Here is a 24,640-nt window from a genome sequence, read left to right on the forward strand (position 1 = left end):
CATCGACACGGCCGATGTCCCGCGGCGGGGCAGCAAGCAAAGGATGCGTGTTCATGGCGGGTCACCTCGCGGTTCTCGACCTCGCGGACGCCTCGGATTGGGACAGCGCGATCTGGCGGCAGCCCGGTGCCAACATCTATGCGTCGCACCCGTGGGGAGCCTACAAGACCCGCCTGGGCTGGGCGGTGAAGCGGATCGCGATCCGCAACGAGGGGGGCGAGGACCTCGCCTTCATCCAGTATCAGCAGCGGCGCCGCGGGCCGGGGCGGTTCGTTCTGGCCCAGGGCTGCCCGATCCTGACACCGCAGGGCGAGGCCCGGGCGGAGGCGGTGATCCAGGCCTTTCTCGCGCATCTGGATCTGCGCCGGAGCGACCTCCTCGGCGTGAACTACCACCAGTTCCAGAGCCGGGAGGCGGTGCTGGCGCTGCTCGCGCATGGCTTCACGCCGGTGGTTTCGGCCAGGAATCACACGCTGGAGCTCGACCTCACGCAGGACGCGGACACGATCCGGGCGCGCATGGAGCCGCGCTGGCGCAAGGCGCTCGGCAAGGCGGAGCGCAACCCGGATCTGACCACCGTCTTCCTCGCCGATCCGGCCGAACGCCTCCGGGCCTTCGACACGTTCAGCCGGATGTATGCGGCGCTCAAGGTCCGCAAGGGCTTCACCAGCAGCCTCGACACGCAGGCCTATCGGGACGTGGCGGCCGCCGATCCGCGCCTGGCGTTCCTGGAGGTCCGGGAGAAGGGAGAGCCGGTCCTGATCCGGATCGCCCACACCGCGCCGGAGCGCTGGACGGACTTCTTCACGGCCTCGAACGACCGCGCCCGGGCGACCCATGCGGCGGCGCTCGCGGTCTGGCGCTGCATCGAGCGCGCCAGGCAGGATGGCTGCCGCATCTTCGACTTCGGCGGCATCGACCCGGCGGCGAATCGCGGCGTCTTCGAGTTCAAGCGCGGCCTGTGCCGCGACGTCGTCCAGAGCACTCCCCTCTGGCTCTATGGCCGTAGCCGGCTGGTCCGCGACGCCGCGGCGGCCTTCCTGGCCCGGCGCTGAGGAGGATCGCCCGATGTACGATGCTCTCCTCCCCGCCTCGACTTTGGAGCGGATCCACCTCGCCCTGGTGCGGCGCGTAAGGCGCATTCCGGCCGCCCTCGTCTCGCTCGCGGACCAGGGCGTCGTCAGCGGGTTCGGGTTCCTCAGCGGGATCGCGGCCGCCCGGCTCCTCGGCATCGTCGAGTTCGGGCATTTCGCGCTGGTGCTGATCGTCCTGTCCTTCGCGCAGGGCCTGCACAATGCGCTCATCACGGCGCCGATGATGACGCTGGCCGGCATGCACGGTCAGGTCTCGCGCGCCTATGCGGCGAGCATCCTGGCGAGCGCCCTCCTGCTCTCGCTTCCGGGGGCCGCCTTCGTGGTGGTGGCGCTGCTCCTCAGCGGCTCGCCCTCGGTCGAAGCTCTGGTAGCGGCATCGGCCTTGATGCTGGCGCAGAACATCCAGTTCACGCTGCGCCGCCTGCTGTTCGCCCAGGGCGAGGGGATGCAGGCGCTCGGCATGGACCTCGCCCGCGCGGCGGGTTTCCCGCTCGCCGCCGGGATCGTCTGGCTGGAGCACGGCACCCTCGGCTGCCGCGGCTTCGTGTGGCTGCTGGCCGCCACCTCCTTCGCCACGACGCTGCCCATCGTGATCAGGGTCGCGAGGCCGGCCCTGCGCTCGACCCGCTGCCTGCACCTCATCGCCCTGGCGCGGCGCCACACCCCGATCGCCCGCTGGCTCCTGCCGATCGTGTTCGTCACCTTCGCCCAGGAGCAGCTCGTCTGGATCGCGGCGGGCTCCTCTCTCGGTCTCGACGCGCTGGGCGGCCTGCGGGCGGCGCAGTATCTGATCGGCACCGTGCTCCTGCTGCTGGCCGCCACCGAGAACGTCCTGCCCGTGGCCGCGGCGCGCGCCTATGCCGACGGAGGCGAGGCGGCGCTCAAGCGCTACCTGCTGCGGGCGGGCCTCCGGCTCGGGCTTCCGATCATGGCGATCCTGCTCCTCCTCGCGGGACCCGCCGCGTTCTGGCTCCGGCTGATCTTCGGGCCGGATTTTGCCGACTACGCCCATTGTCTGCAGATCCTGGCGGCGGGCGTCGTGGCGATCCTGCTGCGCGACCTGACGGCGCATTACTTCCGCGCCAAGCAGAACACGCGCGTGATCTTCAGCGCGCTCGGCGTCAGCATGATCGTCTCCCTGGTGGCCGTCGTGCCGCTGATCGCCTATGGCGGCGTGACCGGCGCGGTGACGGCGGTGACGGCCGGGCATGTGGCCTCGCTGGTCTACCTCGTCGTCGCCATGCGCCGGGGGGCCGGTCCTCGGCGCCAGTCGCGGGGGCCGGAAGCCTCCCCGTGAGGCCGCGCCCGGAGGCGGAATGCGATCGACCCCGCCCGATGCAGGACCGCGTCCAACCCCTGGACGCTCGAGTGGGGGAGCCAGTGCCGCGAAGGAGACCATGGCATGCAGAGGCCATCGGTCCTGCCGTTCCTCCTGTTCCAGGGCGAGGGCTCCGCAGCGCTCGACTTCTACCTGTCCGCCTTTCCGGATGGGCGGATCGAGGCGATGGAGCGATAGGGGCCGGGCGAGGCTGGGGCTGAAGGCTCGATCAAACGAGCCCCTTCTGGATCGGCGAGCAGGCAGTGCTGCGCACCGACAGCATCGGGCGGCATGCCTTTTCCTTCACCCCCTCCTCGTTTTTCGTCGAGTGCGGTTCCGAGGACGAGGTGAGGCGGCTCGGCAAGGTCCTGGGTGCGAGCGGGAGCGAGATGATGCCGGCCGCACATGACGGCTTCAGCAGGTTCTTCGCTTGGGTCAGCGACCGTTTCGGCGTGTCTTGGCAGTTGAACCGTGGCAGCTCAACCACGGTTAGGCCGGCTCGCGGCCTGCGGGCTCGCATCGGCCTTCCCGCATCCGCCGGGGTTCCGGACCATTGCCGGTGGATCTTTCATCTTCGCCGATATTCGCCCGTCAGGAGAGGAGCGCCTCGACGGCCTCGCTCCGCCTCGACGTCACTCGGATGCCGCGCTCGCCAGGACGGTCGTCCGCCGCCCCCGCCAGCTCTCCCGGAGCGCCAGGACGAGGAAGCGGGGGATCGTGTGCCCGTAGCGGGCTGCCAGCCGCCGCGGCTCGCGCGCGAGGCGATAGGCCCATTCGAGCCCGAGCACCTGCAGCGCCCGCGGCGCGCGCGGGACCCGTCCGGTGAGCACGTCGAAGGCTGCACCCACCCCCATCGCCACCGTGCCGGGCAGGAACGGGGCATGCTCGGCCATGAACAGTTCCTGCTTGGGCGTCCCGAGGCCGATCCAGATGATCTGCGCGCTCGATCGCCGGATGCGCTCGTGCATCGCGGCGACCTCCGCGGCGTCGAGGGGGCGGAAGGGCGGCGTCTCGACCCCAGCCACGACCAGCCCGGGAATGCGCGCCGAGAGGGTCGCGGCGAGCTGGGCGGCGACGCCCTCGCCGCCGCCCAGGAAGTAGTGCCGCCAGCCCCGGGCGACGCCGGCGCGGCAGACCGCCTCCACCGCCTCGATGCCCGGCACCTGCCCGATGCCCGCCGCACCCCGCAGGCGCCCGAGCCAGTAGAGCGGTCGCCCGTCCGGGCAGACGAGCAGCGCCGCCTCGTGCGCCGCCCGGAGCCGCGGATCCTCGGTCGCCCGCACGATGCCATGCGCATCGCGGAAGACGACGAAGCTCCCCGGCACCGTATGGGCACCGTCGAGGCGCCGCGCGATCGTGCGCACGAGCCCCGGCATATCGATGACGGAGATGCCGATGCCGGCGAAGCGGAAGCGCGGAACGGCCGGATCGTGACTCATGACGCGCTCTGCAGACCTGCGAGTGACCGGGAGGCGAGCGCCCGCCGGTAGATGGAGAGGAGCGAGGCGGTGGTGGCTTCCTCGGTCCAGGACCGGGCATAGGCAGTGCGGGCGGCGGCCCCCATTCGGCGGGCGGCCGCCGGATCGGCGAGGACCCGGTCGAGGGCGCGGGCGAGGTCATCGGGATCGCCCGGAGTGACGAGGAATCCGGTGATGCCGTCCTCGACGAGGTCGGCGAGTGCCCCGATCCGGGAGGCGATGACGGGCGTGCCGGCCGCGTAGGCTTCGACGACGACCATCGGCAGGCCCTCGTACCAGAGGGACGGCACCACGAGCGCAGCGGCCCGCGCCATCCGGTGCTGAACCTCGGCGGGCGTCAGGTTCCCGAGGAGCCGAAGCCCGGCGGCGCCGGCGAGATCCGCGCGGAGCGGGCCGTCGCCGGCGACCTCGACCGGCGCGCGCATCCGGGCGGCGGCCGCGGCGAGCGTTTCGAGCCCCTTCTCGCGGCTCAGGCGGCCGGCGAAGAGGAGGCCCTCGCGCGGGGCGTCCGTGGGCGGCCCCGGATCCGCCAGGCCGTTCGGCTTGACCGCAATGCGATCCGCCGGCAGGCCCGCCGCGATGAACCGGCGCCGGGCGAACTCGGTGAGGGCCACGAAGGCATCGACGCTGTGCGACCAGGTTCCCGCGCGGCGATGCCAATCGATCATCCGCGCCACCGCGAGGGAGCCGACGCGGGAACCGCGGTAGCAGCCGTGGCGGACGGCGGCGTAGGGGGAGCCCGTGAGGCAGGTCTCGCAGGGCGTGCCGTCGCGCAGCAGCATGGCGCCCGCGCAGGCCACCCGGAAGTTGTGCAGGGTTTGGACCGTCGCCGGGCCGGCGGCGCGCACGGCCGCGTGCACGGCAGGCGAGATCAGCGGGAAGGTGTTGTGCGCATGCACGATGTCGGGCCGGAAGCGGCGGACCGCCTCCAGGACGCGGGTGATGCCGCGCGGCGCGCGCGGCGCCTCGATCGCGGCCCGCAGGCGGTCGACCGGTCCGCGGATGTCGTCGTTGCTGACGAAGACCGTGTCGACCGCGCATCCGGCCCGTGCGAGCGCCGCCGCCTCGCATTCGACCACGGCATCCTCGCCGCCGCGGATCTGGTAGCGGTTGTGGACGATGAGAATCCGGGGCGTCACGGCATCCGGCTCCCGGCCACGAGCAGCATGGTGCGGGCGGGGCTCCGTCCCGTCGGGCTGATCAGCGCTCGCGTCGCCCGATCATCCGGTTTGGAGGTCCTGGCCGTCGGTAGGCGGGTCGGCATCCTGGCTTGCTCATGCGGCACATCACAGATGCTCCGAATTGAGCGAGCCTCATGCCACCCGGTTTCGTCTCACAACGAGACGATTTTCCTACCTGTTCAGTATTATCTCTGAAGACGATCGCTCTCGACGGAGAATCCCGCAGACCGGCCTGTGCCATGCAGCACGAGACGCGCTCCGCTTCGGGACAGCCGGGATTCCGGCCGACGCCGTGCTGCGAAACGCTTCCCAGGGATCGATGACCGACATTGTCGCTCAGCGCGGCACATGAGGCGCCGCCGATGAGCCGCGCCGTGGATCACCGGATGCGCGTGATGGCGGCCCAGCCTTCTGTTCGACGGCGAATCAGCCTAGCGTAGCGTCACCAGACGCTGGCCGCTCCGCACGAGCCAGCCGATCACAGGGAGACGCCGATGTCGGAGCCGATTCGCATCACGGTCAAGCCGGATGGCAGCTACACGCTCCTGCGTGGGGACCGCCCGCTCATCTTCGGCCTCACCCGCGAATTGGCTTTCAGCCTCGCCGAGAGTTGCGGCGTTGCGATCGAACGGACCTACAGCATCGGGTGACGTGCATCCGCTCCGGCGCCGGACTGGCCAGGCGCAATCGCCCGCCGGCCGGCAGGCGGATGCCTTGGCTGGAGAGCGAAGCTTGGCTGGAGGACGAGCAGTCGCCGGGCGCGCCTGTCGGCGCCCGACCGCACGTCGTCGATCGGCCTCGTCCCTGTCCGGGCGGAGGCCGGATTGCCGCAGTCGCTCTCCAGCGTCTGGGACGGCTGAACAGACGGAGAGCCGGCACAGCCCAGCGGCCGGGGGAAGCGAACGCGTCGAAGACGCGACCGTAATGGATCGTTAACCACAGCCGCCTAGGCTTGCATCCTCACGACGGGTTTCCCCCAGGCTCGACGACTGACGGTAAAGGCGCGATCACCCATGTCCCGTGTCATCGCTCGTCCCACACAGGCCGAGCACACGCGGGGACGCAGAACCCGGAACGGGTGGCGGCCCCTCGAAGCCATGGGCCTGATCGGGGCTGGGTTGCTGTTGCTGGTGATCGGAACGGCGCTCAGCGTCGCCGATGCGATCCAGGGACCCGGGTACGAAGGACCCGGATACGCCGCGCACTTCGGAGGCGAGTGACCGCGGCCCCGGCCGGCACGTCACGCGCCGGCTTCGGATGGGCTACGCCGCAAGCCTCGCAGCCGCGACCTCGTTCTCATTGCCGGCGACCAGCGGCAGGGCGGCCACCTCCGGGGTCAGCCGGTCCGCAGCGAAGACGGCGAGCAGCGCATTGGCGGCGATCGCGACGAAGCCGAGAAGGAAGAGAGCGGTCATGGAAGGCGTCCTGATGTGTTGTGCGACGCAACATATATCGCACCGCACACTGATATTTGGTATGCCAGATACCAGATAGGAGCCATGTCGCTGCCGCATGGGCGGCCAGGCGGGCACATCGGCACGGGATCCCGCGTGAGCGCCATGGAAGCGGCGGGCGGGATCGCGACTCGCCGCCGGTCCAGGTCCGTCGTCGGCGACGCCGTGCCGTGAAGCCCGGCAGGACCGCCGTGGCCGAGGCCGATCCGAGGCGCGAGCCGGGCTGATGTCGTCGAATCGGCCGGCTGCTCGCCGGCGGCAGCCGCCGATGCTCAGTTCCCTATGAGACAGGGCGGCCCTGCATCGCCGGACCGACCCTGATCGATCGCACGGCGGGGCCACGACGAGGGGCGGAATGGACGCCGCCCGGGCCGCTCTTGGCCGGAGCACCGAGGGTGCCGGTGGCGCCCGGATCAACCGGTGCCACGGCAGGCGGTCCCGCAGGTGTCTGGGCCGGGGTCTCAACGATCTGAGCCGCGGCATGGCCCGGCCTGCCGAGCAGGAGCGCGGCGGCAGCGAACCTCATCATGACAAACCTTCTCAACGGGAAGGGCTCTTGCCCTGCATGCCGGATCAAGTCTTGAGGGTAGCGCGGGTTCGACAGCCGCGGCCGATTTTTCCCTTCGCTCCGGCAGCCCCGCCACGTCGCCTGCACGTCCGTACCTTTGCGGCAGCGATTCGGTTCGACATGCACCGGTAACGCGTCGATCGACGCGAGGGCTGCGGCGTCCCCGACCCGGAGGGCAAGTTCGCGCGGATCTCCCGATCGACCGCACCGTCTCGAGGCCGGGTCGCGGCACCTCGGGCGATTCGCAGGTTTTGTTCGCCACGGCCGGCCGGATGCCGAGAGCGGGGCAGAGAACGGGTCGGATTTGTCGCTCCTGCCAATACCGTACTGTTAAGCTGCCGTCCCTGGTGATCGGAAAAACAGAACTCTATCAGATCACGCCGGCTCCTTTGCCGTCATTTGTCTTGACATTGCGGCTTGGACCAAAGTACGAAGCGGTCAAAGGGGGGAAGAGGCTCATGGACGGCGAGCTGGTTCAGTACAATTTATTTCGCAATGCACAGAAGCGAGAGCTTTATTGTGCAGTGCCCACATGGATGCCAGTCCCTTCGTTCATCCGCATGCCGGTCTGGCGGTACGCGGCCGCCGTTCGCGCCCCCGCCGAGATGCCGCGCGGATTCCTTCCTGCCGCGGCGCGGCAGGCGGCGCGCTGGAACGGGTACTACCTGTTCCATGCGTGGGGCTGCGAGCGGATGTTCCATCCTGAAGAGGCCCGTCTGCCGGATGCGGCGTGATCCCAACGGGCATTGAAAATACCCGTTGGTTCCGTCGATCATCGGCCGGCGCAGCCGCGCCTCAGCCCTCGATGCGGGCGAAATCCGCTACGGCGCGGGTCGCTTCCCGCAGCGCGTTGAGCAGAGCGAGGCGGTTGGCGCGCAAAGCCGCGTCCTCGGCGTTGACCGTCACCTTGTCGAAGAAGGCATCGACCGGAGGGCGGAGCGTTGCGAGCGCCCGCATCGCGCCCTCGAAATCCTCCGCCGCCACCGCCTCTGCCGCCCGGGCCCGTGCCGCGTCGAGGGCATTCGCGAGCGCGGATTCCTCGGGCAGGGAGAAGAGCGCGGGATCGGGCGCGGCGTCGTAGGCGCGGCCGTCCCTCTTCTCCTCGATCCGCAGGATGTTCGCCGCGCGCCGGAAGCCGGCGAGCAGATTCCGGCCATCCTCCGTGTCGAGGAAGCGGCCCAGCGCCTCGACCCGGCGCACGATCATCAGGAGGTCGTCCTGGCCGGGGATGGCGAAGACGGCATCGATCAGGTCGTGCCGGGCGCCCTGGTCGCGCAGATGCACCTTCAGGCGGTCGGCGAAGAAGCCGAGGAGATCGGCGGCGAAGCTCTCAGGTCCCACCGCCGCGTGTCCCGCGACCGCCTGCGCGAAGGCTCCCAGAAGCGGCAGGCGCACGTCGCCCGCCAGGACGAGGCGGATCACGCCGAGCGCCGCACGGCGCAGTGCGAACGGGTCCTTGCTTCCGGTCGGCTTCTCGTCGATGGCCCAGAAGCCGACCAGCGTGTCGAGCTTGTCGGCGAGCGCCACCGCCACCGAGACCGGCTCGGTCGGCACGCGGTCGCTCGGGCCGAGCGGCTTGTAGTGCTCCTCGATGGCGGTCGCGATTGCGGCCGGCTCGCCCTGGAGCTCCGCGTAGTAGCGGCCCATCAGGCCCTGCAGCTCCGGAAACTCGCCCACCATCTCGGTGACGAGGTCGGCCTTGGCGAGGCGCGCGGCGCGCCCGGCCAAGCCTGCATCGGCACCCACGAGCGGCGCAAGATTCCGCGCCAGCGCCGCGATGCGCTCCACCCGCGCTCCCTGCGTGCCGAGCTTCTCGTGGAACACGATGTCCTTAAGCTTCGGCAGCCGGCTTTCCAGCGGAACCTTCTTGTCCGTCTCCCAGAAGAACTTGGCGTCGGAGAGCCGGGCGCGGACCACGCGCTCGTTGCCCGCGACGATCGCCGCGCCCCCGTCCGAGGCGGCGAGGTTCGAGACCAGGATGAAGGCATTGGCGAGCCGCTCGCGGCCGTCCTGCGAGGGCGCGCGCAGCACGAAGCATTTCTGATTCGCCCGGATGGTGGCGCGGATCACCTCCGGCGGGATGTCGAGGAAGCTCTCGTCGAAGGAGCCCATCAGGGTCACGGGCCATTCGACGAGCCCCGCCACCTCCTCCAGCAGGCCCTCGTCCTCGACGAGGTCGAGCCCGCGTGCGAAGGCGAGGTCGCGGGCGTCGTGCAGGATGATGTCGCGGCGCCTGTCCGCGTCCAGCACCACGCGCGCCCGCTCCAGGGCCGGCAGGTAATCCGCGAAGCGGCGCACCTCGATCGGGCCGGGCGCCAGGAAGCGGTGGCCATAGGTGGTGAAGCCCGCCTCGATCCCGTCGATCGCGAAGGGCACCCGCTCGGGCGTCTCGGTCTCGGGGCCGAAGCTCGCCACGATGGAATGCAGCGGGCGCACCCAGCGCAGCGAGCCGGGCTCGGTCGAGGCCGCGCCCCAGCGCATGGATTTCGGCCAGGGGAAATTGCGGATCACCGCCGGCAGGATCTCGGCCAGCACGTCGATGGTGTCGCGCCCGGGCCGCTCGATCACCGCGACGTAGAACTCGCCCTTCTTCGGGTCGGCGACGACCGTGGCGTCGGCGAGGCTCGTCAGGCCGGCGCTCTTGAGGAAGCCCTGGATCGCCGCCTCCGGCGCGCCGACGCGGGGACCTTTGCGCTCCTCGCGCACGTCCTTGCCGCGGGTCGGCAGGCCGGCGATGTGGAGCGCGAGGCGCCGCGGCGTCGCGAAGGCCTTGGCGCCCTCGTACAGGAAGCCGCGCTCCACGAGTGCGTCGGTGACGAGCTTGCGCAGGTCCTCCGCGGCCCGCCGCTGCATGCGGGCCGGGATTTCCTCGGAGAAGAGTTCGAGCAGGAGATCGGGCATCGGGCACCGGGGGGCGGGGGAGGCGGGGCCTCGCGGTCGGGGCTTGCGTAGAGCGGGGAGGGGGCGGTGTCGAGGAGACCCGCCTATCCGCCGGCCGGGACGGCGAGGCCGCCGGCCTCGGTCCGCAGCCACGCGGCGCCGCAGGCCTTGGCGAGATCGCGCACCCGCAGGATGTAGCTCTGGCGCTCCGTCACCGAGATCACGCCGCGCGCGTCCAGCAGGTTGAAGACGTGGCTCGCCTTGATGCACTGGTCGTAAGCCGGCTGCGCCATCCGGTGCTGGGCCTCGGGCCCGGCATCGCCCGCCTCCAGGTACTGGCGGCAGGCCGCCTCTGCGTCGCGGAACTGCCGGAACAGCATCTCGGTGTCGGCCGTCTCGAAATTGTGCCGCGAGTATTCCTGCTCGGCCTGCAGAAAAACGTCGCCGTAGGTGACCCGGTCGGGGCCGTCGAGCCCGTTGAAGTTGAGGTCGTAGACGTTCTCCACGCCCTGCACATACATGGCGAGGCGCTCGAGCCCATAGGTCAGCTCGCCGGAGACCGGCGCGCATTCGAACCCCGCGACCTGCTGGAAATAGGTGAACTGGCTCACCTCCATCCCGTCGCACCAGCATTCCCAGCCGAGGCCCCAGGCGCCCAGGGTCGGGCTTTCCCAATCGTCCTCCACGAAGCGGATGTCGTGCAGCTTGAGGTCGACGCCGATCGCCTGCAGGGAGGCGAGGTAGAGCTCCTGCAGGTTCGGCGGGTTCGGCTTCAGGACGACCTGGAACTGGTAATAGTGCTGGAGCCGGTTCGGGTTCTCGCCGTAGCGCCCGTCCTTCGGGCGGCGGGAGGGCTGCACATAGGCCGCCTTCCAGGGCCGGGGGCCGAGCGCGCGCAGCGTCGTCGCCGGATGGAAGGTGCCGGCTCCGACCTCCATGTCGTAGGGCTGCAGGATCACGCAGCCCTGCGCGGCCCAGAAGCGCTGCAGCGTCAGGATCAGGCCCTGGAACGAGCGCGTCGGTTTCAGGGCGTCGTCGGTGGCTTTCATCGGGCGTCTCGCGGAAAGGCTCGGCCCGTTTACGGGGGAGCCCCCTCAAGTCAACCCGGGGGGCGCTCCGTCACAATCCGAACCGCGCATAGGCGGCCCGCTCCTCCAGCAGGGCCAGCGCCCCCTCGAATGCGGCGAGCGCCTCGGTGCCCGGCTCGCGGCGGCGCAGCAGCCGGCCGAGAAGGCCGCCGCGCACCTGCTCCACGAGGCGGATCTGGACCGTCTCGCCGTAGCGCTCGCGCAGCACCGTGCGCACGTCGCCGAGCGCATCGACGAGGCCGAGCGCGAGCCCCTGCCGCCCGCTCCAGACGGCGCCGGAAAAAAGTTCGTCCGGATCGCCCGAGAGCCGGGGCCGACGGCTGCGCACGAGCTCGGTGAACATCGCCTGAATGTCCGCCTGGATGCCCTTGAGCCGGGCGACGTCGGCCGGGTCCTCGGGCCGGAAGGGGTCGAGCATCGCCTTCGACGGGCCGGTGGTGTGCACGCGCCGCTCGACGCCGAGCCGCTCGAGCAGGCCCTGGAAGCCGAAGCCTGCCGAGACCACGCCGATCGACCCGACCAGGGAGGAGGGATCCGCGATGATCTCGTCGGCCGCGCAGGCGATCATGTAGCCGCCCGAAGCCGCGACATCCTCCACGAAGGCCAGTACCGGTACCTTGGCCTCAGCCGCGAGCACCCGGATGCGGCGATGGATGAGGTGGGACTGGGCCGCCGAACCGCCGGGCGAGTTGACCACGATGGCCACCGCCTTGATGTCGGGCAGGCCGAAGGCGCGCTCCAGCGCCGGCGCGCAGGCGCCGAGGGAGAGGCCCTGGCGAAGGGGGGAGACCGCCCCGATCGGCCCGCTCAGGCGCACCACCGGCACGACCGGACGATCGCGGCGCAGCGACGCGGGAAGGAGGGCGCGCAGTGCGCTCCAGAACGCGAACGGCATGGGGACCTGGTCACTCCGATGAATCCGGCCGGAGGTAGGCTCGGCCGTGTCCGCCCGCAAGCTGGCGCCCGTCAGCGATCTGTACGGACAGTCGAGCCACAGGTTTGTCGCATCTCTCGATTGAACCTTTCCGCCACAGCCTTAGGTTCAGCGGCTGCGGCTCTCCGGTCGACCGCATCGTCGCGGGTGCCCGCGGCCGCGCATGGGGTCGGGCGCTCCCGCGCGGGCGCCCTCAATCGTGGTCTCTCGTCCTGCGGCAGGCCAGGCGGCCCGCCAGGATGATGAAAGGGAGAGCGTGGATGCGTGTCCTTCGTTGGGCGACGGTCGTCCTCACCATGATCGTCGCGGGCCTGGGGCTCACGGCCGGACGGAGCGAGGCGGCGGCCCTGCCGACGGCCGGAGCGATCGCGGCGGGGGAGAGCGCCCGGGCTGCGCCGCTTGTCGAGAAGGCGCAGTACTACTACCGGCGCTACTACCGCTATCGGCCCTATCGCCGCTACTACTACCGCCCCTATCGGCGCTACTACTATTATCGGCCGTATCGGCGCTACTACTACCGGCCGTACTATCGCCGTTACTACCGGCCGCGGTTTTATGTCGGCTACTGACTCAGCGGGAGCGTCGGCGATGCCTCTCGGGCCGCGTCCGGCCGGGTGAATCCCGGCCCGTCGCTGCAATGCGGCACAGCGGCCTCGGCCGGCATCCCTCCACCGGAGGCGGATGTCGGCCGCAAAGACCTGACCCGCATCAGGGCAGCACGGTCTCGCCGCGGTGGAGCGCCTCGGCCTGCGGGGTGAAGCGGCCGTCCGGCCCGTGCAGGATCAGCGCGGGCCGCAGCGCGAAAGCCGCGCGGCTGCCGCGGATCCCTGAGATCAGCACGCGAATCGCCGGTTCCTCCGCCCGCGCCTGGATGGGCCGCACGGCGAGGCTGCCGAACCGCCCGGCCAGGGCGCGCAGGCAGGCCGGCAGGGCATCGGCCCGGTGGATCAGCACGAGTCTTCCGCCCGGTCGCAGCAGGTCGGCGCAGGTGCGCAGCCACGCATCGAGGCTGCCCTCCGGCATGGCGTGCGCCACCGCCTTCGCGGCAACCGGGGACGGGCGGTGCCCGCCCGCGAAGAAGGGCGGATTCGTCAGCACGAGGTCGCCCGAATCCGGCAGCAGCCCCGCCGCCCGGCGGACAGAGGCCGGCGCGGTGACGTCCGCTTCGAGAAGGGTGGCGCGCTCCGACAGCCCGTTGAGCGCGATATTCGCCCGGGCCAGGGAAGCGGCCTCCGCCTCGCGCTCCACCAGCACGACCCGGCAGGCGGGGGCGCGGAGAGCCACCGCGAGGCCGGCCGCGCCCGTGCCGGCACCGAGGTCATAGACGGTTCCGGCAGGCGTTCCGGCGGCGGCGGCCAGCAGCACCGCATCCGTGCCGGCCCGATGAGCGCCGCGCGGCGGCTGCAGCAGGCGCAGCCTTCCGCCGAGCCAGGGCTGGGGATCAGCGGGCGGCGGCATCGCGCAGTTCGTGGGCAAGCCCCGCATCGGTAAGGAGGCGCCGAGCCTGGGCCGCGTGGTCGGCGGGCACGAGCAGCCGGCGCGGGAAGGCCCCGATCATGCCTTCGAGCGCGCTGATGTGGCTGTCGGCAACGAGGACCGGGATGGCGGCGCCCTCCAGGATCGACTGCGCGAAGCCGATCAGCACGATGTCGTTCGTTCGCAGGATCTCGACCATGCCCCTGTCTTGCCCCGGCCGGCTCCCCGGCGCCAGCCTCACGGCGGACAGTGCACCGGTGTCGCCGCACAGCCTCTGCTGGAGACCCGGACTCCGTCCCCGACCGGTGCATGAGTTCACCACCGGCTGGGGCGACCCTGACGGATGAAACCGGCCGCAAGGGCGCCCCCCATGGCAGCCAACCCCGGCCCTCATGCTGAGGTGCTGCGTAGCAGCCTCGAAGCACACCAGAACGCTGGTCCGAGGCTGTGGTGGCTGGGAGCACCGGTCCGGGGTGCTTCGAGGCTCCTTCGGAGCACCTCAGCATGAGGAGCGGGGCGGCTGCCACGCAGGTTCAGGTGCGATTTGAGTGCAGGCAAGCCGTGCCTGATCGCGGCCGCGACAGGTACGGGCACAGGTGCCGCAAGGCCGATGCGAGGCATCAAAATTGACGATTGTTGACAATCGTCAATTTTGGGATAGCGTGCCGGTGCTGCAGCCGGGCCGGGTCTCTGCCCCGGGCCCCCGCCCCCTCGTCCGGGGTGACCCGCCCGGCTGCGGTACTCTTCTCGGCCGGAGCCGCCACGATGGCACGCCAATCCTTGTTGCCGGTTGAACTCGTCGTTGCCGCCACGGCCGGGCTGCTCGCCGCAGGCTGCATCGAGGAGGCGGCGCCCGCCGCGCCCGCCGCGCCCGGTGCCACGGCCGCCCGGCCGGTCCTCGTCCAGCGCGTCGCCTTCGAGGAAAGGGTGCCGAGCCGCACCTTCGTGGGCACCGTCCGGCCGCGGATCGAGAGCGATCTCGGCTTTCGGGTCCAGGGCAAGATCGAGAAGCGGCTCGTCAATGTCGGCGACGTCGTGAAGGCCGGCCAGCCACTCGCCAGCCTCGACGAGATCGACCTCAGGCTCCAGACGGAGCAGGCCGAAGCGGAGCGCGCGGCCGCGACCGCGTCCCTCGCGCAGGCGGAGGCCGACCTCAGGCGGGCCGCGACCCTTGCCGGCCAGGGCTGGACCGCCGCTTCGACGCTCGACCGGCAGAAGGCGGCCGCCGAGGAGGCGCGGGGCCGGCTGCTGCGGGCCGAGCGCGCCCTGATGCTCGCGCGGAATGCCGCCTCCTACGCGGTGCTCGCAGCCGATGCGGACGGCGTCGTCACGGCGACGATGATCGAGCCCGGGCAGGTCGTGGCGCCCGGCCAGGCGGCGATCCGCCTCGCCCGTACCGCCGAGAAGGAGGCGGTGATCGCCATTCCGGAATCCCTCGTCGGGCAAGCGCGGGCGGGTGCTGCGACCGTCGGCCTGTGGTCGGACCCGAAGGCTCGGCTTCGGGCAAGGCTGCGCGAGCTCGCGCCCACCGCCGACGCCGCGACCCGCACCTATCTGGCGCGCTTCTCCCTGCCCGATGCGGACGAGCGCGTGCAACTCGGCATGACCGCGACCGTGACCCTGACGGGCGCCACCGCGGAGCGGATCATGCGCATCCCGCTCGCCGCCCTGTTCAATCAGGGCACCGGACCCTCCGTCTGGGCCGTCGACGACGAGGGCAGGCTGCGTCTCAGGCCGGTGACGGTCGCGGCCTACGAGGCGCAGGACGCCCTGGTCACCGCGGGCCTCGCCGAGGGCGAGCGCATCGTCCGCCTCGGCGTGCAGAAGCTCGATGCCGCGCTGCGCGTGCGCGTGGTCGACGCGCTCCGGTTCTGAGCGGGGAGGAGAGCCGATGAAGCGCCTCAACCTCTCCGCATGGGCGGTTCACCACCGGGCGGTGGTGCTGTTCCTGATCCTCGCGGTCGCCGCGAGCGGCAGCTTCGCGTTCCTGCGCCTCGGCCGAGCGGAGGACCCGAACTTCACCATCAAGGTCGCGGTGGTCACGGTCCTCTGGCCCGGCGCCACCGCCCGCGAGATGCAGGACCAGGTTGCCGACCGTATCGAGAAGAAGCTGCAGACGCTGCCCTATTTCGAGAAGGTCGTGACCTTCTCGAAGCCCTCCTTCGCGGCGATGCAGGTCACCTTCCGGGACAACACGCCCGCAGGCCAAGTCCCGGCTCTGTTCTACCAGATCCGCAAGAAGCTGGACGACGTCCGCGGCGAACTCCCGGCCGGCATCATCGGCCCGAACGTCAACGACGAGTACGGCGACGTCGATTCGATCCTCTACATGCTGACCGGCGACGGAGCCAATTACGCGCAGCTCAAGAGGGTGGCGGAGGGGCTGCGCCAGCGCCTGCTCAAGGTCGACAGCGTCGTGAAGGTGAACCTCTACGGGGTGCAGGACGAGCGCATCTTCGTCGAGTTCAGCCATGCCAAGCTCGCGACGCTCGGCATCACGCCCCAGACCCTGTTCGATTCGCTCGGGCGCCAGAACGCGGTGACGCCGGCCGGCACGGTCGAGACCGCGGCGCAGCGCATCCCGCTCAGGGTGACGGGCGCGCTCGACGGCGTGCGCGCCGTGGCCGAGACCCCGGTCGAGGCGGGGGGACGGACCTTCCGGCTCGGGGATGTCGCGACGGTGACGCGCGGCTTCGTCGATCCGCCCGACAACCTCGTGCGCCAGATGGGCCGGCCCGCCCTCGGCATCGGCGTGGTGATGGCGCGGGGGGCCAACATCATGGCCTTCGGCGAGGGCGTCGAGGCGGCCGCGCGGTCCTTCATGGAGGCGGTGCCGCAGGGCATCGATCTCGCCATGGTGGCCGATCAGCCGAAGGTGGTCGACGAGGCGCTCGCTGAGTTCGAGCGCTCCTTCGTGGAGGCGCTGGTGATCGTGCTCGCCGTGAGCTTCCTGTCGCTCGGCTGGCGCACCGGCATCGTGGTGGCGCTCTCGGTGCCGCTCGTCCTGGCCCTGACCTTCGTGGTGATGCAGGCGCTCGGCATCGACCTGCATCGCATCACGCTCGGCGCCCTCATCATCGCGCTCGGGCTTCTCGTCGACGACGCCATCATCGCGGTCGAGATGATGGTGGTGAAGATGGAGCAGGGCTGGGACCGCCTGCGTGCGGCGGCCTTCGCCTGGGACTCGACTGCCTTCCCGATGCTCACCGGCACCCTCGTCACGGTGGCGGGCTTCCTGCCCGTCGGCTTCGCCAATTCCTCGGTGGGCGAATATGCGGGGGGCATCTTCTGGGTGGTCGCCATCGCCCTGGTCGCCTCCTGGTTCGTGGCGGTGCTGTTCACCCCCTATCTCGGCGTGCTGCTGCTGCCGGCCCATCACGGCAAGGGGCGGGCGCATGGCGATCCGGACGCGCTCTACGATACCCGGCTCTACCGAGCCCTGCGCGGGGCGATCCGGGCCTGCACCCGCCGGCGCATCGCGACGGTCGCGGCGACACTCGGCCTCTTCGCGGCGGCTTTGGTGGGGTTCGGCCACGTGCAGCAGCAATTCTTCCCGCTGTCGGAGCGGCCCGAGCTCTTCCTGCAGATGCGCCTGCCGCAGGGCAGCGCCATCGGCGCGACCACGGCCGCGGTGCAGGAGGCGGAGAAGCTCCTCGGCCGGGACGACCCCGACATCGCCACCTACACGGCCTATCTGGGCCAGGGCAGCCCGCGCTTCTGGCTCGGCCTCAACCCGGAACTGCCGAACGAGGCCTATGCGGAGATCGTCATCGTGGCCCGCGGGGTCGCGGCGCGCGAGCGGATCAAGGTGCGCATCGAGAAGGCGGTGGCAGAGGGCGCGCTGGCAGGGGCGCGGGTGCGGGTCGACCGCTTCAATTTCGGTCCGCCGGTCGGTTTCCCCGTGCAGTTCCGGGTGGTCGGCCCGGACCCCATGACGGTGCGCGAGATCGCCTCCCAGGTCCGCGACACGGTTCGCCGGAACGACAAGGTCGTGGAGCCCCAGCTCGACTGGAACGAGATGACGCCGTCGCTGCGCCTCGTCGTGGACCAGGAGCGCGCCCGTGCGCTCGGGCTCAACGTGCAGGACGTGTCGCAGACGCTCCAGACGCTGCTCTCCGGCTTCACCGTCACCACGATACGCGAAGGGATCGAGCAGGTGGGGGTCGTCGCCCGCGCGGTGCCGGCCGAGCGCCTCGATCTCGGCCGCATCGGCGACCTCACGGTCGTGTCCCGCAACGGGGTGGCGGTGCCGGTGGCGCAGGTGGCCCGGCTCGATTTCACGCACGAGGAGCCGATCCTGTGGCGGCGCAACCGCGACATGGCGATCACCGTGCGGGCGGACGTGGTCGACGGCGTGCAGCCGCCCGACGTGACCAACGCGATCTGGCCGACCCTGAAGCCGATCCGCGATTCGCTGCAGCCGGGCTACCGGCTGGAGATCGGCGGCGCCGTCGAGGAATCCGCGAAGGCCAATGCCTCGCTGTTCATCCTCTTCCCGGTGATGATCCTGGCGATGCTGACCCTGCTGATGATCCAGCTGCAGAGCTTCTCGCGGCTGATCCTCGTCTTCCTCACCGCGCCGCTCGGGCTGATCGGCGCCTCCCTGGGGCTCAACCTCGCGGCCAAGCCCTTCGGCTTCGTGGCTCTGCTCGGCCTGATCGCGCTCGCCGGGATGATCATGCGCAACGCCGTCATCCTGGTCGACCAGATCGAGGCGGATGTGGCGGCGGGCCGTCACCGCCGCGGCGAGGCGATCGTCGAGGCGACGGTGCGCCGGGCGCGGCCCGTGGTGCTGACCGCGCTCGCCGCCATCCTGGCGATGATCCCGCTCTCGCGCAGCGCCTTCTGGGGGCCGATGGCGATCACCATCATGGGCGGATTGTTCGTGGCGACCTTCCTGACTTTGTTCTTCTTCCCCGCCCTCTACGCGCTCTGGTATCGCCGCCGTCTCGACGAGGGTGGACAACCCGGCGAAGTGCGGCAGACTGTCGTTCCGCTGGCCATGGCCGCGGAATGACAGGACCCGGACGAACTGGGCCGCGTTTCGGCCTCGGAGCGTAGCCCCGCATGACGACACAGAACCTCATCCGGGAGCCGGACAATCCGGGTTCCGGCGACCTCCGGTGCCGGATCCTCTCGATCGCGGAGCGGCTCTTCCGCGATCTCGGCTATCGCAAGACCACGGTGGCGGACATCGCCGCGGTTCTGCGCATGAGCCCGGGCAACGTCTATCGCTTCTTCCCTTCCAAGAAGGCGCTCAACGAGGCCGTGGCGGCGCGCCTGCTCGCCGATATCGAGGCGGAGCTGGAGCGCATCGCGACGCAGGCAGGCGTCCCGGCGCCGCAGCGCCTGCGCGAGTTCCTGGCCACCCTCCACCGCCTCAGCACCCGGCAATTCACCGCGAACCGGCGCATGCACGAGATGGTCGAGGTGGCCATGGCGGAGAGCTGGGACGTGGTCCACTGCCATATTACCCACGTCGACGAGATGCTCTGCCGCCTCGTGGCCGAGGGTGCGAAGGCCGGCGAGTTCGACGTCGCGGATCCGATGGCAGCGGCGCGCTGCGTCCACACGGCCTTCGTGCGCTTCTGCCATCCGGCGCTGATCGCGCAATGCGCCGACGAGGTCGGCCCGACCCTCGACGAGATGCTCGACTTCCTGCTCGCGGGCCTGCGGGCGCGCTGAGAGCGGCTGTGCCTTGCGGCAAGCTGCATGTTGCCGCCGGGGCTGATCGCGTGCAAAGGGGCTGATGCGCCGCGGGCGAGACGCCGACCGCGAGACCGTCAGGCGGCGCGGCGAGCGCGGGTCCGGCTTAAGGGGCTCGCGGCCGATGAAGACCTACGGGTTGTTCGGGCGCGCCGGGCGCGCCGGGCGGCCTCTCGAACCTCGGAGATCTTCCGCGCGTGGGCGTCGTCCTCCCCTTCGAAGAGAAATCCTCCGATCCGGAGGCGAGCCTCAACGATCTCGTCGCGCTGGTCGAAACCGGCATGGAGCGGGTGAACGCGATGATCCTGTCGCGCACCGGCTCCGACGTCGCGATGATCCCCGAGGTCGCCAATCACCTCATCGCGTCGGGCGGCAAGCGGCTGCGGCCGATCCTGACGCTTGCCACCGCCCAGCTCTGCGGCTACCGCTCCGCCGAGGGCGGCCGCGACGGCGACGTGAAGCTCGCGGCGAGCGTCGAGTTCATGCACACGGCGACGCTCCTCCACGACGACGTGGTGGACGAGAGCGACATGCGCCGCGGCCGGGTCGCTGCCCGCATCAAGTGGGGCAATCAGGCGAGCGTCCTCGTGGGCGACTTCCTGCTCGGGCAGGCCTTCAAGATGATGGTCGAGGTGGGCTCCCTGCGCGCCCTCGACATCCTCTCCTCCGCCGCCGCGGTGATCGCGGAAGGCGAGGTGATGCAGCTCGGCGCGGCCAAGAACACCGAGACCACCGAGGACGAGTATCTCGCGGTGATCCGCGCCAAGACGGCCGAGCTCTTCGCCGCCGCCTGCGAGGTCGGTCCGGTCCTGGCCGAGCGCCCGAAATCCGAGGCCGCCGCGTGCCGCAGCTACGGCATGAATCTCGGCATCGCCTTCCAGCTCGTGGACGACGCCCTCGATTACGGCGGCACCAGCGCGGCTCTGGGCAAGAACGTCGGCGACGATTTTCGCGAGGGCAAGATCACGCTGCCGATCGTGCTCTCGTTCCGCCGCGGGAATGCCGAGGAGCGGGCCTTCTGGCGCCGCACCCTGGAGCAGGGCGAGATCGACGAGAGCCGCGACCTCGATACGGCGATCGGCATCATGCGGCGTCACCGGGCGCTGGAGGACACGATCGAGCGCGCCCGCCACTACGGCGCGATCGCCCGCGACGCCCTCGCGCTCTTCCCGGATGCGCCGATGAAGCGGGCGCTGCTCCAGGCGGTGGATTTCTGCATCTCCCGGGCGCGGTGATCGGGCAGATCCGGCCGCAAGGCCCCTGATGACAGCCACCCCGCTCCTCATGCTGAGGTGCTCCGAAGGAGCCTCGAAGCACCCCGGACCGGTGCTCCCAGCCACCAGAGCCTCGGACCAGCGCTCTGGCGTGCTTCGAGGCTGCGCGATCTTCGATCGCCCAGCACCTCAGCATGAGGAGCGGGGTGGCTGCCACGCAGGTCAGGTTCTATTTAGGGTTGTCGGTGCTTCCAGAAGCGCCCGACAGATGCCAGTCTGCTCAGCGCAGCATCGTCGCGCGCACCCACCAGCCCGGATGGCGGGCCGCGATGGCGCGGGCCGCCTGTGCGGCCCGCCAGCGATGCGTGAACAGGCCGAAGACGGTGGCGCCGGAGCCCGACATGCGGGCGAGCCGGCAGCCCGGCTGGTCGCGCAGCGCGCTAAGCGTGTCGCCGATGACGGGCGCCACCGTGAGCGCCGGGGCTTCGAGGTCGTTGCGGGCGGGACCGATCCGGCAGAGGAGGTCCTCGGGGGCGAGCCCCGCGGCAATCTCGGGATGCGGCACCGCGGCCGCCGGATTCGCCTCGCCGACCGCAAGGCCGAGCGCCCGGAAGACCGGCGCGGTCTCGACCGGCACGCCGGGGTTGATCAGCACCGCGGGCAGGCTCGGCAGGGAGAGCGCCGGCCCGATCGCCTCGCCCGCCCCGCGCATCATCCTGGCCCGCGGCTCGAGACAGACCGGGACATCGGCCCCGGTGGCGCGGGCCGCCTCGGCGAGCGCCGGATGAGCGAGGGAAAGCCCGTTGAGGCGCGCGAGCAGGCGCAAAGCCGCCGCCGCATCCGACGATCCGCCCCCGATGCCGGCCGCCACCGGCAGACGCTTCACGAGCGAAAACCGCCCGACCGCAAGCCCCGGAACGAGACCCGCGAGCCGGGTCGCTGCGCGTAGCACGAGGTTGTCGGCGGTGGGCCCCGCCGGTCCCGCCGTCGGACCCGAGACGGCGAGCGCGAGGTCGGGCCCGGGCTCCAGGCTCAGCGTGTCGCCGACGCCCGCGAACACCACGAGACTCTCCAGGGCGTGATAGCCGTCCCCGGCCCGGCGGCCGAGCACGTGCAGGGTCAGGTTGATCTTGGCGGGAGCGCGGGTGGTGAGGGGAGACACCGAAAACACCTGAGTCACAACGAAGAACCCCCTCTCCCGTCCGGGAGAGGGGATCCCGCGCCAGTCGTGGAAGCCAGTATTGCCGGAAGGGGAGACTAACCCCCGCCCTTCGGCTCGCTGCCCATGGCGGGCGGATCGCTCGGCGCGGGCGCGCCCTTGGGCATCGCGGGCTGGTCCGGGGTCGGTTGGCCCTCAGCGGTGGCGGCGGGCTTGTCCGGCTCGGGCAGGCCCTCCTTCAGCTTCTGGTCGATCTTGACGAGATCCTCGGGCTCGGGATTCAGGTCCTTGGCGTGCTGCCACTGGAACTTGGCCTCCAGCCGGCGGCCGCTGCGCCAATAGGCGTCGCCCAGGTGGTCGTTGATGGTCGGGTCACCCGGCTTCAGGTCGACGGCCTTCTCCAGCTCCCGCACCGCATCGTCCCAGCGGCCGAGCCGGAAATAGGCCCAGCCGAGGCTGTCGATGATCATCCCGTCGCGGGGCTGCAGGTCGACCGCCTGCTTGAGCATGCGGAAGGCCTCGTCGATGTTCATGTTCTGGTCGACCCAGGAATAGGCGAGGTAGTTGAGCACCTGCGCCCGCCCGTTCGGCTGCGTCTGGGGCACCAGCTCCAGCGCCCTCTTCAGGTCGGCCTCGGCCTTCGGCCATTGCTTGGCCCGCTCGTAGGCGGTGCCGCGATAGTAGTAGAGCGTCCAGTAGTTCTGCGCCGGCTCGGAGCCGATCAGCGCGATCGCCTTCCCGTAGGTCTCCGCCGCCTCGGCGTATTTCTTGCGTGAGCGCTGCACGCTGCCGAGCGCCGAGATCACGTCGACGTCGTTGGGATAGGTCTTGGCGACCTGATCGAGATGGGCCAGCGCCTCGTCGCCCTTGCCCATCTGCTCCAGGTTGAGGCCGATCTGGATGTCGGCATTGAGCTTGAGGGGCGAGCCGGCCGGCATGCGCGCGAAGATCTCGTTGGCGCGGTCCAGCATCTTCATCCGCTCGAGCGTGTCCGCGAGCGTCAGGAGCGCCAGCGGGTGCTCGGGGGCGAGGTAGAGGGCGAGCCGCAGATAGACCACGGCGGGAAGCTCGTCGCCCTGGGAGGTGCCGGCCGAGCCGAGGCCGTACAGCACCTCGGCGGCGCCCTCCTGCGCATTGGCGATGAGCGGCCCGAGGGACTTGCCGGCCTTCAGCTTCTCCAGGGCGTCGCGCACGATCGGATGGCGCGGCAGCACGGCGTCGAACGCCTGATAGGCTGCGACCGCAAGGTCGGGCCGGCCGGAATCCGCCTCGAACCGCGCATAGGCGTCGACGATGCGAAGCGTATTGCGATCGGCATCGTAGGCCGCCTTCAGGCGCCGCTCCGCCTCCAGCTTGTCGCCCACCACCACGGCGATGAGGCCCGCGTGATAGTCGCGGAAGACGTTGTAGTAGCGCTCGCCCTTGAGCTTGTTGACGGTGTCGAAAGCCTTCCGGCCCTGGCCCTCGCCCGCATAGGACCATGCGGTGAGAAGGGTGGAGGTCAGGTCGGCGGCGGCCCCCCGGCCGCCGCGCTGCAGGTTCTGGCGCGCGGCGCCCCATTGCCTGGCCTTCAGCTTCTGCACGCCGAGAGCAAGCTGGGCGAGGCCGTTCGAGGTGTCGCGGGCCGTGAGCTTCTCGGCGGCCCGGAACGCCTCCTGCAGGGCGCCGTCGGCCAGGAGCGCGACGAAGGAGCGCTCCAGGAGTTCGGCATTGCGTGGATCGCCCTTCACCGCCTCCCGGTAATAGGAGGCCGCCGCCGCCGTGTCGCGGGAGGCGCCCGCGATGTAGGCCGCCAGGAAGTTGCCTTCGAGGGAGTCGGCCGGCTCGTAGGCGGAGGGCGCGGTCACCTCGCGGGGCGTCAGCCGGGCGGCGAGGACGGGGGACGGCGCCGCGAGGAGCAGCGCCAGGAGAGCGGCGCCGCCGCGCAGGCGGGACGAGAGAATACGGGTCGTGGGCACCAAGCGACGGCTCCATCGGCGCGCCGGCCGCGGCCGCGGCGCGCAATCGGGCGCGACATTGGACCCTGCGCGGGGCAGCGGCAAGACCAAACCGGGGCGACCGAGAGGCAGAGCCGCCCGGTCAGATGAATCGCATTCATCTCCCGTTGCAAACTGTGCGTTTGTGCACCGGCCGGCCTCCTGGCAGGGATAAGCCCAACGACAGCGAGAGGAAGCGCCCGGATTTCGGTGCTCCGGCGGGATGGGATCCCGCCCGGCGGCGTTGCGACGCGCCGCTCCCTCTCGCGGATCGAGACCGAAGGCATGGCCCGGATGGTCGCGCGACCGCAACGCCGGTCGCCAGGACCGCATGGCCGATGAGGGAGGGTAATTTGCTTCTGTCCGACAAAGTGTGCCTGATCACCGGGGCCGCATCGCTGCGCGGCATCGGCCGCGCCACGGCCCGTCTCTTCGCCGAGCATGGCGGCCGCGTCGTCATCCTCGACCTCGATGCCGGGCAGGCGGAGGCGGCGGCCAGCGACCTCGGCGCCGGGCATCTCGGCCTTGCCTGCAACGTCACCGACCGGGCGGCCTGCCAGGCGGCGGCCGACGAGACGCTCGCGCGCTTCGGGCGCATCGACGTCCTCGTGAACAATGCCGGCATCACCCAGCCGCTCAAGATCATGGACATCGCGCCGGAGAACTACGACGCGGTCACCGACGTGAACCTGCGCGGCACGCTCTACATGTCGCAGGCGGTGATCCCGCAGATGCGGGCGCAGAAGTCGGGCTCCATCGTCTGCATGTCGTCGGTCTCGGCGCAGCGCGGCGGCGGCATCTTCGGCGGGCCGCATTACAGCGCCGCCAAGGGCGGCGTGCTCGGCCTCTGCAAGGCCATGGCCCGCGAACTCGGCCCGGACGGCATCCGGGCCAACGCGGTGACGCCGGGCCTGATCCAGACCGACATCACCGGCGGCAAGCTCACGGCCGACCTCAAGGCCGAGATCCTCAAGGGCATCCCGCTCGGCCGCCTCGGCGTCGCGGATGACGTCGCCAAGGCCTGCCTGTTCCTGGCCTCCGACCTCTCCGCCTACACCACCGGCGCGGTCATCGACGTCAACGGCGGCATGCTGATCCACTAGGGGAGGAGACC

20 protein-coding genes and 1 pseudogene are annotated in these 24,640 nt (G+C 70.8%); 11 read left to right on the forward strand and 10 right to left on the reverse strand.

The window, feature by feature from the left end; translation table 11 throughout:
* Window positions 1-53: 53 nt before the first annotated feature.
* From MNOD_RS20525 to MNOD_RS49270, 3 genes and pseudogenes are all read left to right on the forward strand, one after another.
* Window positions 54-1,055 (forward strand): lipid II:glycine glycyltransferase FemX, encoded by a 1,002-nt coding sequence (locus MNOD_RS20525; protein WP_015930871.1) that lies wholly within the window; start codon window positions 54-56, stop codon window positions 1,053-1,055.
* Window positions 1,056-1,068: 13 nt separating this feature from the next.
* Window positions 1,069-2,391 carry a lipopolysaccharide biosynthesis protein gene (locus MNOD_RS20530; RefSeq protein WP_015930872.1) on the forward strand — a complete coding sequence of 441 codons (1,323 nt, stop codon included), beginning with the start codon at window positions 1,069-1,071 and terminating at the stop codon, window positions 2,389-2,391.
* 284 nt (window positions 2,392-2,675) lie between these two features.
* Window positions 2,676-2,819 (forward strand): annotated as a pseudogene (locus MNOD_RS49270) (VOC family protein); the annotation flags it as partial.
* A gap of 225 nt (window positions 2,820-3,044) precedes the next feature.
* On the opposite strand, the gene MNOD_RS20535 reads toward MNOD_RS49270, so the two are convergent.
* Together MNOD_RS20535 and MNOD_RS20540 are read right to left on the reverse strand one after the other, a co-directional pair.
* Window positions 3,045-3,851 carry a WecB/TagA/CpsF family glycosyltransferase gene (locus tag MNOD_RS20535; protein ID WP_015930875.1) on the reverse strand — a complete coding sequence of 269 codons (807 nt, stop codon included), beginning with the start codon at window positions 3,849-3,851 and terminating at the stop codon, window positions 3,045-3,047.
* Entirely contained in the window at window positions 3,848-5,029 is a 1,182-nt protein-coding gene (locus MNOD_RS20540; RefSeq protein WP_015930876.1) for a glycosyltransferase, read from the reverse strand. Before MNOD_RS20540 ends, MNOD_RS20535 begins: the two co-directional genes overlap by 4 nt.
* 536 nt (window positions 5,030-5,565) lie before the next feature.
* On the opposite strand from MNOD_RS20540, the gene MNOD_RS48175 reads away from it, so the two are divergent.
* Window positions 5,566-5,721 carry a hypothetical protein gene (locus MNOD_RS48175; RefSeq protein ID WP_015930877.1) on the forward strand — a complete coding sequence of 52 codons (156 nt, stop codon included), beginning with the start codon at window positions 5,566-5,568 and terminating at the stop codon, window positions 5,719-5,721.
* Between the two features lie 612 nt (window positions 5,722-6,333).
* Here MNOD_RS48175 and MNOD_RS48180 read toward each other — a convergent pair.
* A complete protein-coding gene (locus MNOD_RS48180) occupies window positions 6,334-6,486 on the reverse strand; it encodes a hypothetical protein (protein ID WP_015930879.1) in 153 nt (50 codons plus the stop codon).
* Window positions 6,487-7,551: 1,065 nt separating this feature from the next.
* Between MNOD_RS48180 and MNOD_RS42395 the strand changes: the two genes are divergently transcribed.
* Window positions 7,552-7,827: a hypothetical protein gene (locus MNOD_RS42395; protein WP_015930880.1), complete on the forward strand. Its 276-nt coding sequence runs from the start codon at window positions 7,552-7,554 to the stop codon at window positions 7,825-7,827.
* A gap of 61 nt (window positions 7,828-7,888) precedes the next feature.
* Here MNOD_RS42395 and glyS read toward each other — a convergent pair whose 3' ends face one another.
* From glyS to MNOD_RS20565, 3 genes are all read right to left on the reverse strand, one after another.
* Entirely contained in the window at window positions 7,889-9,994 is a 2,106-nt protein-coding gene (gene glyS / locus MNOD_RS20555) for a glycine--tRNA ligase subunit beta (protein WP_015930881.1), read from the reverse strand.
* Between the two features lie 83 nt (window positions 9,995-10,077).
* The gene (locus tag MNOD_RS20560; protein ID WP_015930882.1) at window positions 10,078-11,022 is read right to left on the reverse strand and encodes a glycine--tRNA ligase subunit alpha; all 945 of its coding nucleotides are present in this window, start codon (window positions 11,020-11,022) and stop codon (window positions 10,078-10,080) included.
* Between the two features lie 70 nt (window positions 11,023-11,092).
* The gene (locus tag MNOD_RS20565) at window positions 11,093-11,956 is read right to left on the reverse strand and encodes a S49 family peptidase (protein ID WP_015930883.1); all 864 of its coding nucleotides are present in this window, start codon (window positions 11,954-11,956) and stop codon (window positions 11,093-11,095) included.
* 299 nt (window positions 11,957-12,255) lie between these two features.
* Here MNOD_RS20565 and MNOD_RS20570 point away from each other — a divergent pair, with 299 nt between their 5' ends.
* Window positions 12,256-12,564: a hypothetical protein gene (locus MNOD_RS20570; RefSeq protein ID WP_015930884.1), complete on the forward strand. Its 309-nt coding sequence runs from the start codon at window positions 12,256-12,258 to the stop codon at window positions 12,562-12,564.
* Window positions 12,565-12,703: 139 nt separating this feature from the next.
* Here MNOD_RS20570 and MNOD_RS20575 read toward each other — a convergent pair whose 3' ends face one another.
* A complete protein-coding gene (locus tag MNOD_RS20575) occupies window positions 12,704-13,453 on the reverse strand; it encodes a tRNA1(Val) (adenine(37)-N6)-methyltransferase (protein ID WP_015930885.1) in 750 nt (249 codons plus the stop codon).
* Window positions 13,437-13,670 carry a putative signal transducing protein gene (locus MNOD_RS20580; RefSeq protein ID WP_015930886.1) on the reverse strand — a complete coding sequence of 78 codons (234 nt, stop codon included), beginning with the start codon at window positions 13,668-13,670 and terminating at the stop codon, window positions 13,437-13,439. The genes MNOD_RS20575 and MNOD_RS20580 overlap by 17 nt, the downstream gene beginning before the upstream one ends.
* A 566-nt stretch (window positions 13,671-14,236) precedes the next feature.
* Between MNOD_RS20580 and MNOD_RS20585 the strand changes: the two genes are divergently transcribed.
* From MNOD_RS20585 to MNOD_RS20600, 4 genes are all read left to right on the forward strand, one after another.
* Window positions 14,237-15,346: an efflux RND transporter periplasmic adaptor subunit gene (locus MNOD_RS20585; protein WP_015930887.1), complete on the forward strand. Its 1,110-nt coding sequence runs from the start codon at window positions 14,237-14,239 to the stop codon at window positions 15,344-15,346.
* A gap of 16 nt (window positions 15,347-15,362) precedes the next feature.
* Complete coding sequence (locus MNOD_RS20590) at window positions 15,363-18,488, forward strand: efflux RND transporter permease subunit (protein ID WP_015930888.1); 3,126 nt, start codon at window positions 15,363-15,365, stop codon at window positions 18,486-18,488.
* Between the two features lie 50 nt (window positions 18,489-18,538).
* On the forward strand, window positions 18,539-19,156 hold the full coding sequence (locus tag MNOD_RS20595) for a TetR/AcrR family transcriptional regulator (protein ID WP_015930889.1): 618 nt from the start codon (window positions 18,539-18,541) through the stop codon (window positions 19,154-19,156).
* 218 nt (window positions 19,157-19,374) lie between these two features.
* Window positions 19,375-20,412 carry a polyprenyl synthetase family protein gene (locus MNOD_RS20600; RefSeq protein WP_015930890.1) on the forward strand — a complete coding sequence of 346 codons (1,038 nt, stop codon included), beginning with the start codon at window positions 19,375-19,377 and terminating at the stop codon, window positions 20,410-20,412.
* Window positions 20,413-20,671: 259 nt separating this feature from the next.
* On the opposite strand, the gene MNOD_RS20605 is transcribed toward MNOD_RS20600, so the two are convergent.
* The gene (locus MNOD_RS20605) at window positions 20,672-21,553 is read right to left on the reverse strand and encodes a 4-(cytidine 5'-diphospho)-2-C-methyl-D-erythritol kinase (protein ID WP_043749144.1); all 882 of its coding nucleotides are present in this window, start codon (window positions 21,551-21,553) and stop codon (window positions 20,672-20,674) included.
* Between the two features lie 95 nt (window positions 21,554-21,648).
* Entirely contained in the window at window positions 21,649-23,508 is a 1,860-nt protein-coding gene (locus tag MNOD_RS20610) for a tetratricopeptide repeat protein (protein ID WP_015930892.1), read from the reverse strand.
* A 371-nt stretch (window positions 23,509-23,879) separates the two neighbouring features.
* Here MNOD_RS20610 and MNOD_RS20615 point away from each other — a divergent pair, with 371 nt between their 5' ends.
* Window positions 23,880-24,629: an SDR family NAD(P)-dependent oxidoreductase gene (locus MNOD_RS20615; RefSeq protein ID WP_043749146.1), complete on the forward strand. Its 750-nt coding sequence runs from the start codon at window positions 23,880-23,882 to the stop codon at window positions 24,627-24,629.
* The last annotated feature ends 11 nt before the right edge of the window (window positions 24,630-24,640 follow it).

Source organism: Methylobacterium nodulans ORS 2060, from assembly GCF_000022085.1.
Lineage (GTDB): Bacteria > Pseudomonadota > Alphaproteobacteria > Rhizobiales > Beijerinckiaceae > Methylobacterium > Methylobacterium nodulans.

What these genes read in the sequence shown, in the direction of transcription:
- MNOD_RS20590 (WP_015930888.1), top strand. Translation starts at nt 15,363, where the DNA reads ATGAAGCGCCTCAACCTCTCCGCATGGGCGGTTCACCACCGGGCGGTG.
- MNOD_RS20535 (WP_015930875.1), bottom strand. Translation starts at nt 3,851, where the DNA reads ATGAGTCACGATCCGGCCGTTCCGCGCTTCCGCTTCGCCGGCATCGGC.
- MNOD_RS20525 (WP_015930871.1), top strand. Translation starts at nt 54, where the DNA reads ATGGCGGGTCACCTCGCGGTTCTCGACCTCGCGGACGCCTCGGATTGG.
- MNOD_RS48180 (WP_015930879.1), bottom strand. Translation starts at nt 6,486, where the DNA reads ATGACCGCTCTCTTCCTTCTCGGCTTCGTCGCGATCGCCGCCAATGCG.
- MNOD_RS20575 (WP_015930885.1), bottom strand. Translation starts at nt 13,453, where the DNA reads ATGCCGCCGCCCGCTGATCCCCAGCCCTGGCTCGGCGGAAGGCTGCGC.
- MNOD_RS20560 (WP_015930882.1), bottom strand. Translation starts at nt 11,022, where the DNA reads ATGAAAGCCACCGACGACGCCCTGAAACCGACGCGCTCGTTCCAGGGC.
- MNOD_RS20595 (WP_015930889.1), top strand. Translation starts at nt 18,539, where the DNA reads ATGACGACACAGAACCTCATCCGGGAGCCGGACAATCCGGGTTCCGGC.
- glyS (WP_015930881.1), bottom strand. Translation starts at nt 9,994, where the DNA reads ATGCCCGATCTCCTGCTCGAACTCTTCTCCGAGGAAATCCCGGCCCGC.
- MNOD_RS48175 (WP_015930877.1), top strand. Translation starts at nt 5,566, where the DNA reads ATGTCGGAGCCGATTCGCATCACGGTCAAGCCGGATGGCAGCTACACG.
- MNOD_RS20570 (WP_015930884.1), top strand. Translation starts at nt 12,256, where the DNA reads ATGCGTGTCCTTCGTTGGGCGACGGTCGTCCTCACCATGATCGTCGCG.
- MNOD_RS20585 (WP_015930887.1), top strand. Translation starts at nt 14,237, where the DNA reads ATGGCACGCCAATCCTTGTTGCCGGTTGAACTCGTCGTTGCCGCCACG.
- MNOD_RS20565 (WP_015930883.1), bottom strand. Translation starts at nt 11,956, where the DNA reads ATGCCGTTCGCGTTCTGGAGCGCACTGCGCGCCCTCCTTCCCGCGTCG.
- MNOD_RS20580 (WP_015930886.1), bottom strand. Translation starts at nt 13,670, where the DNA reads ATGGTCGAGATCCTGCGAACGAACGACATCGTGCTGATCGGCTTCGCG.
- MNOD_RS20530 (WP_015930872.1), top strand. Translation starts at nt 1,069, where the DNA reads ATGTACGATGCTCTCCTCCCCGCCTCGACTTTGGAGCGGATCCACCTC.
- MNOD_RS42395 (WP_015930880.1), top strand. Translation starts at nt 7,552, where the DNA reads ATGGACGGCGAGCTGGTTCAGTACAATTTATTTCGCAATGCACAGAAG.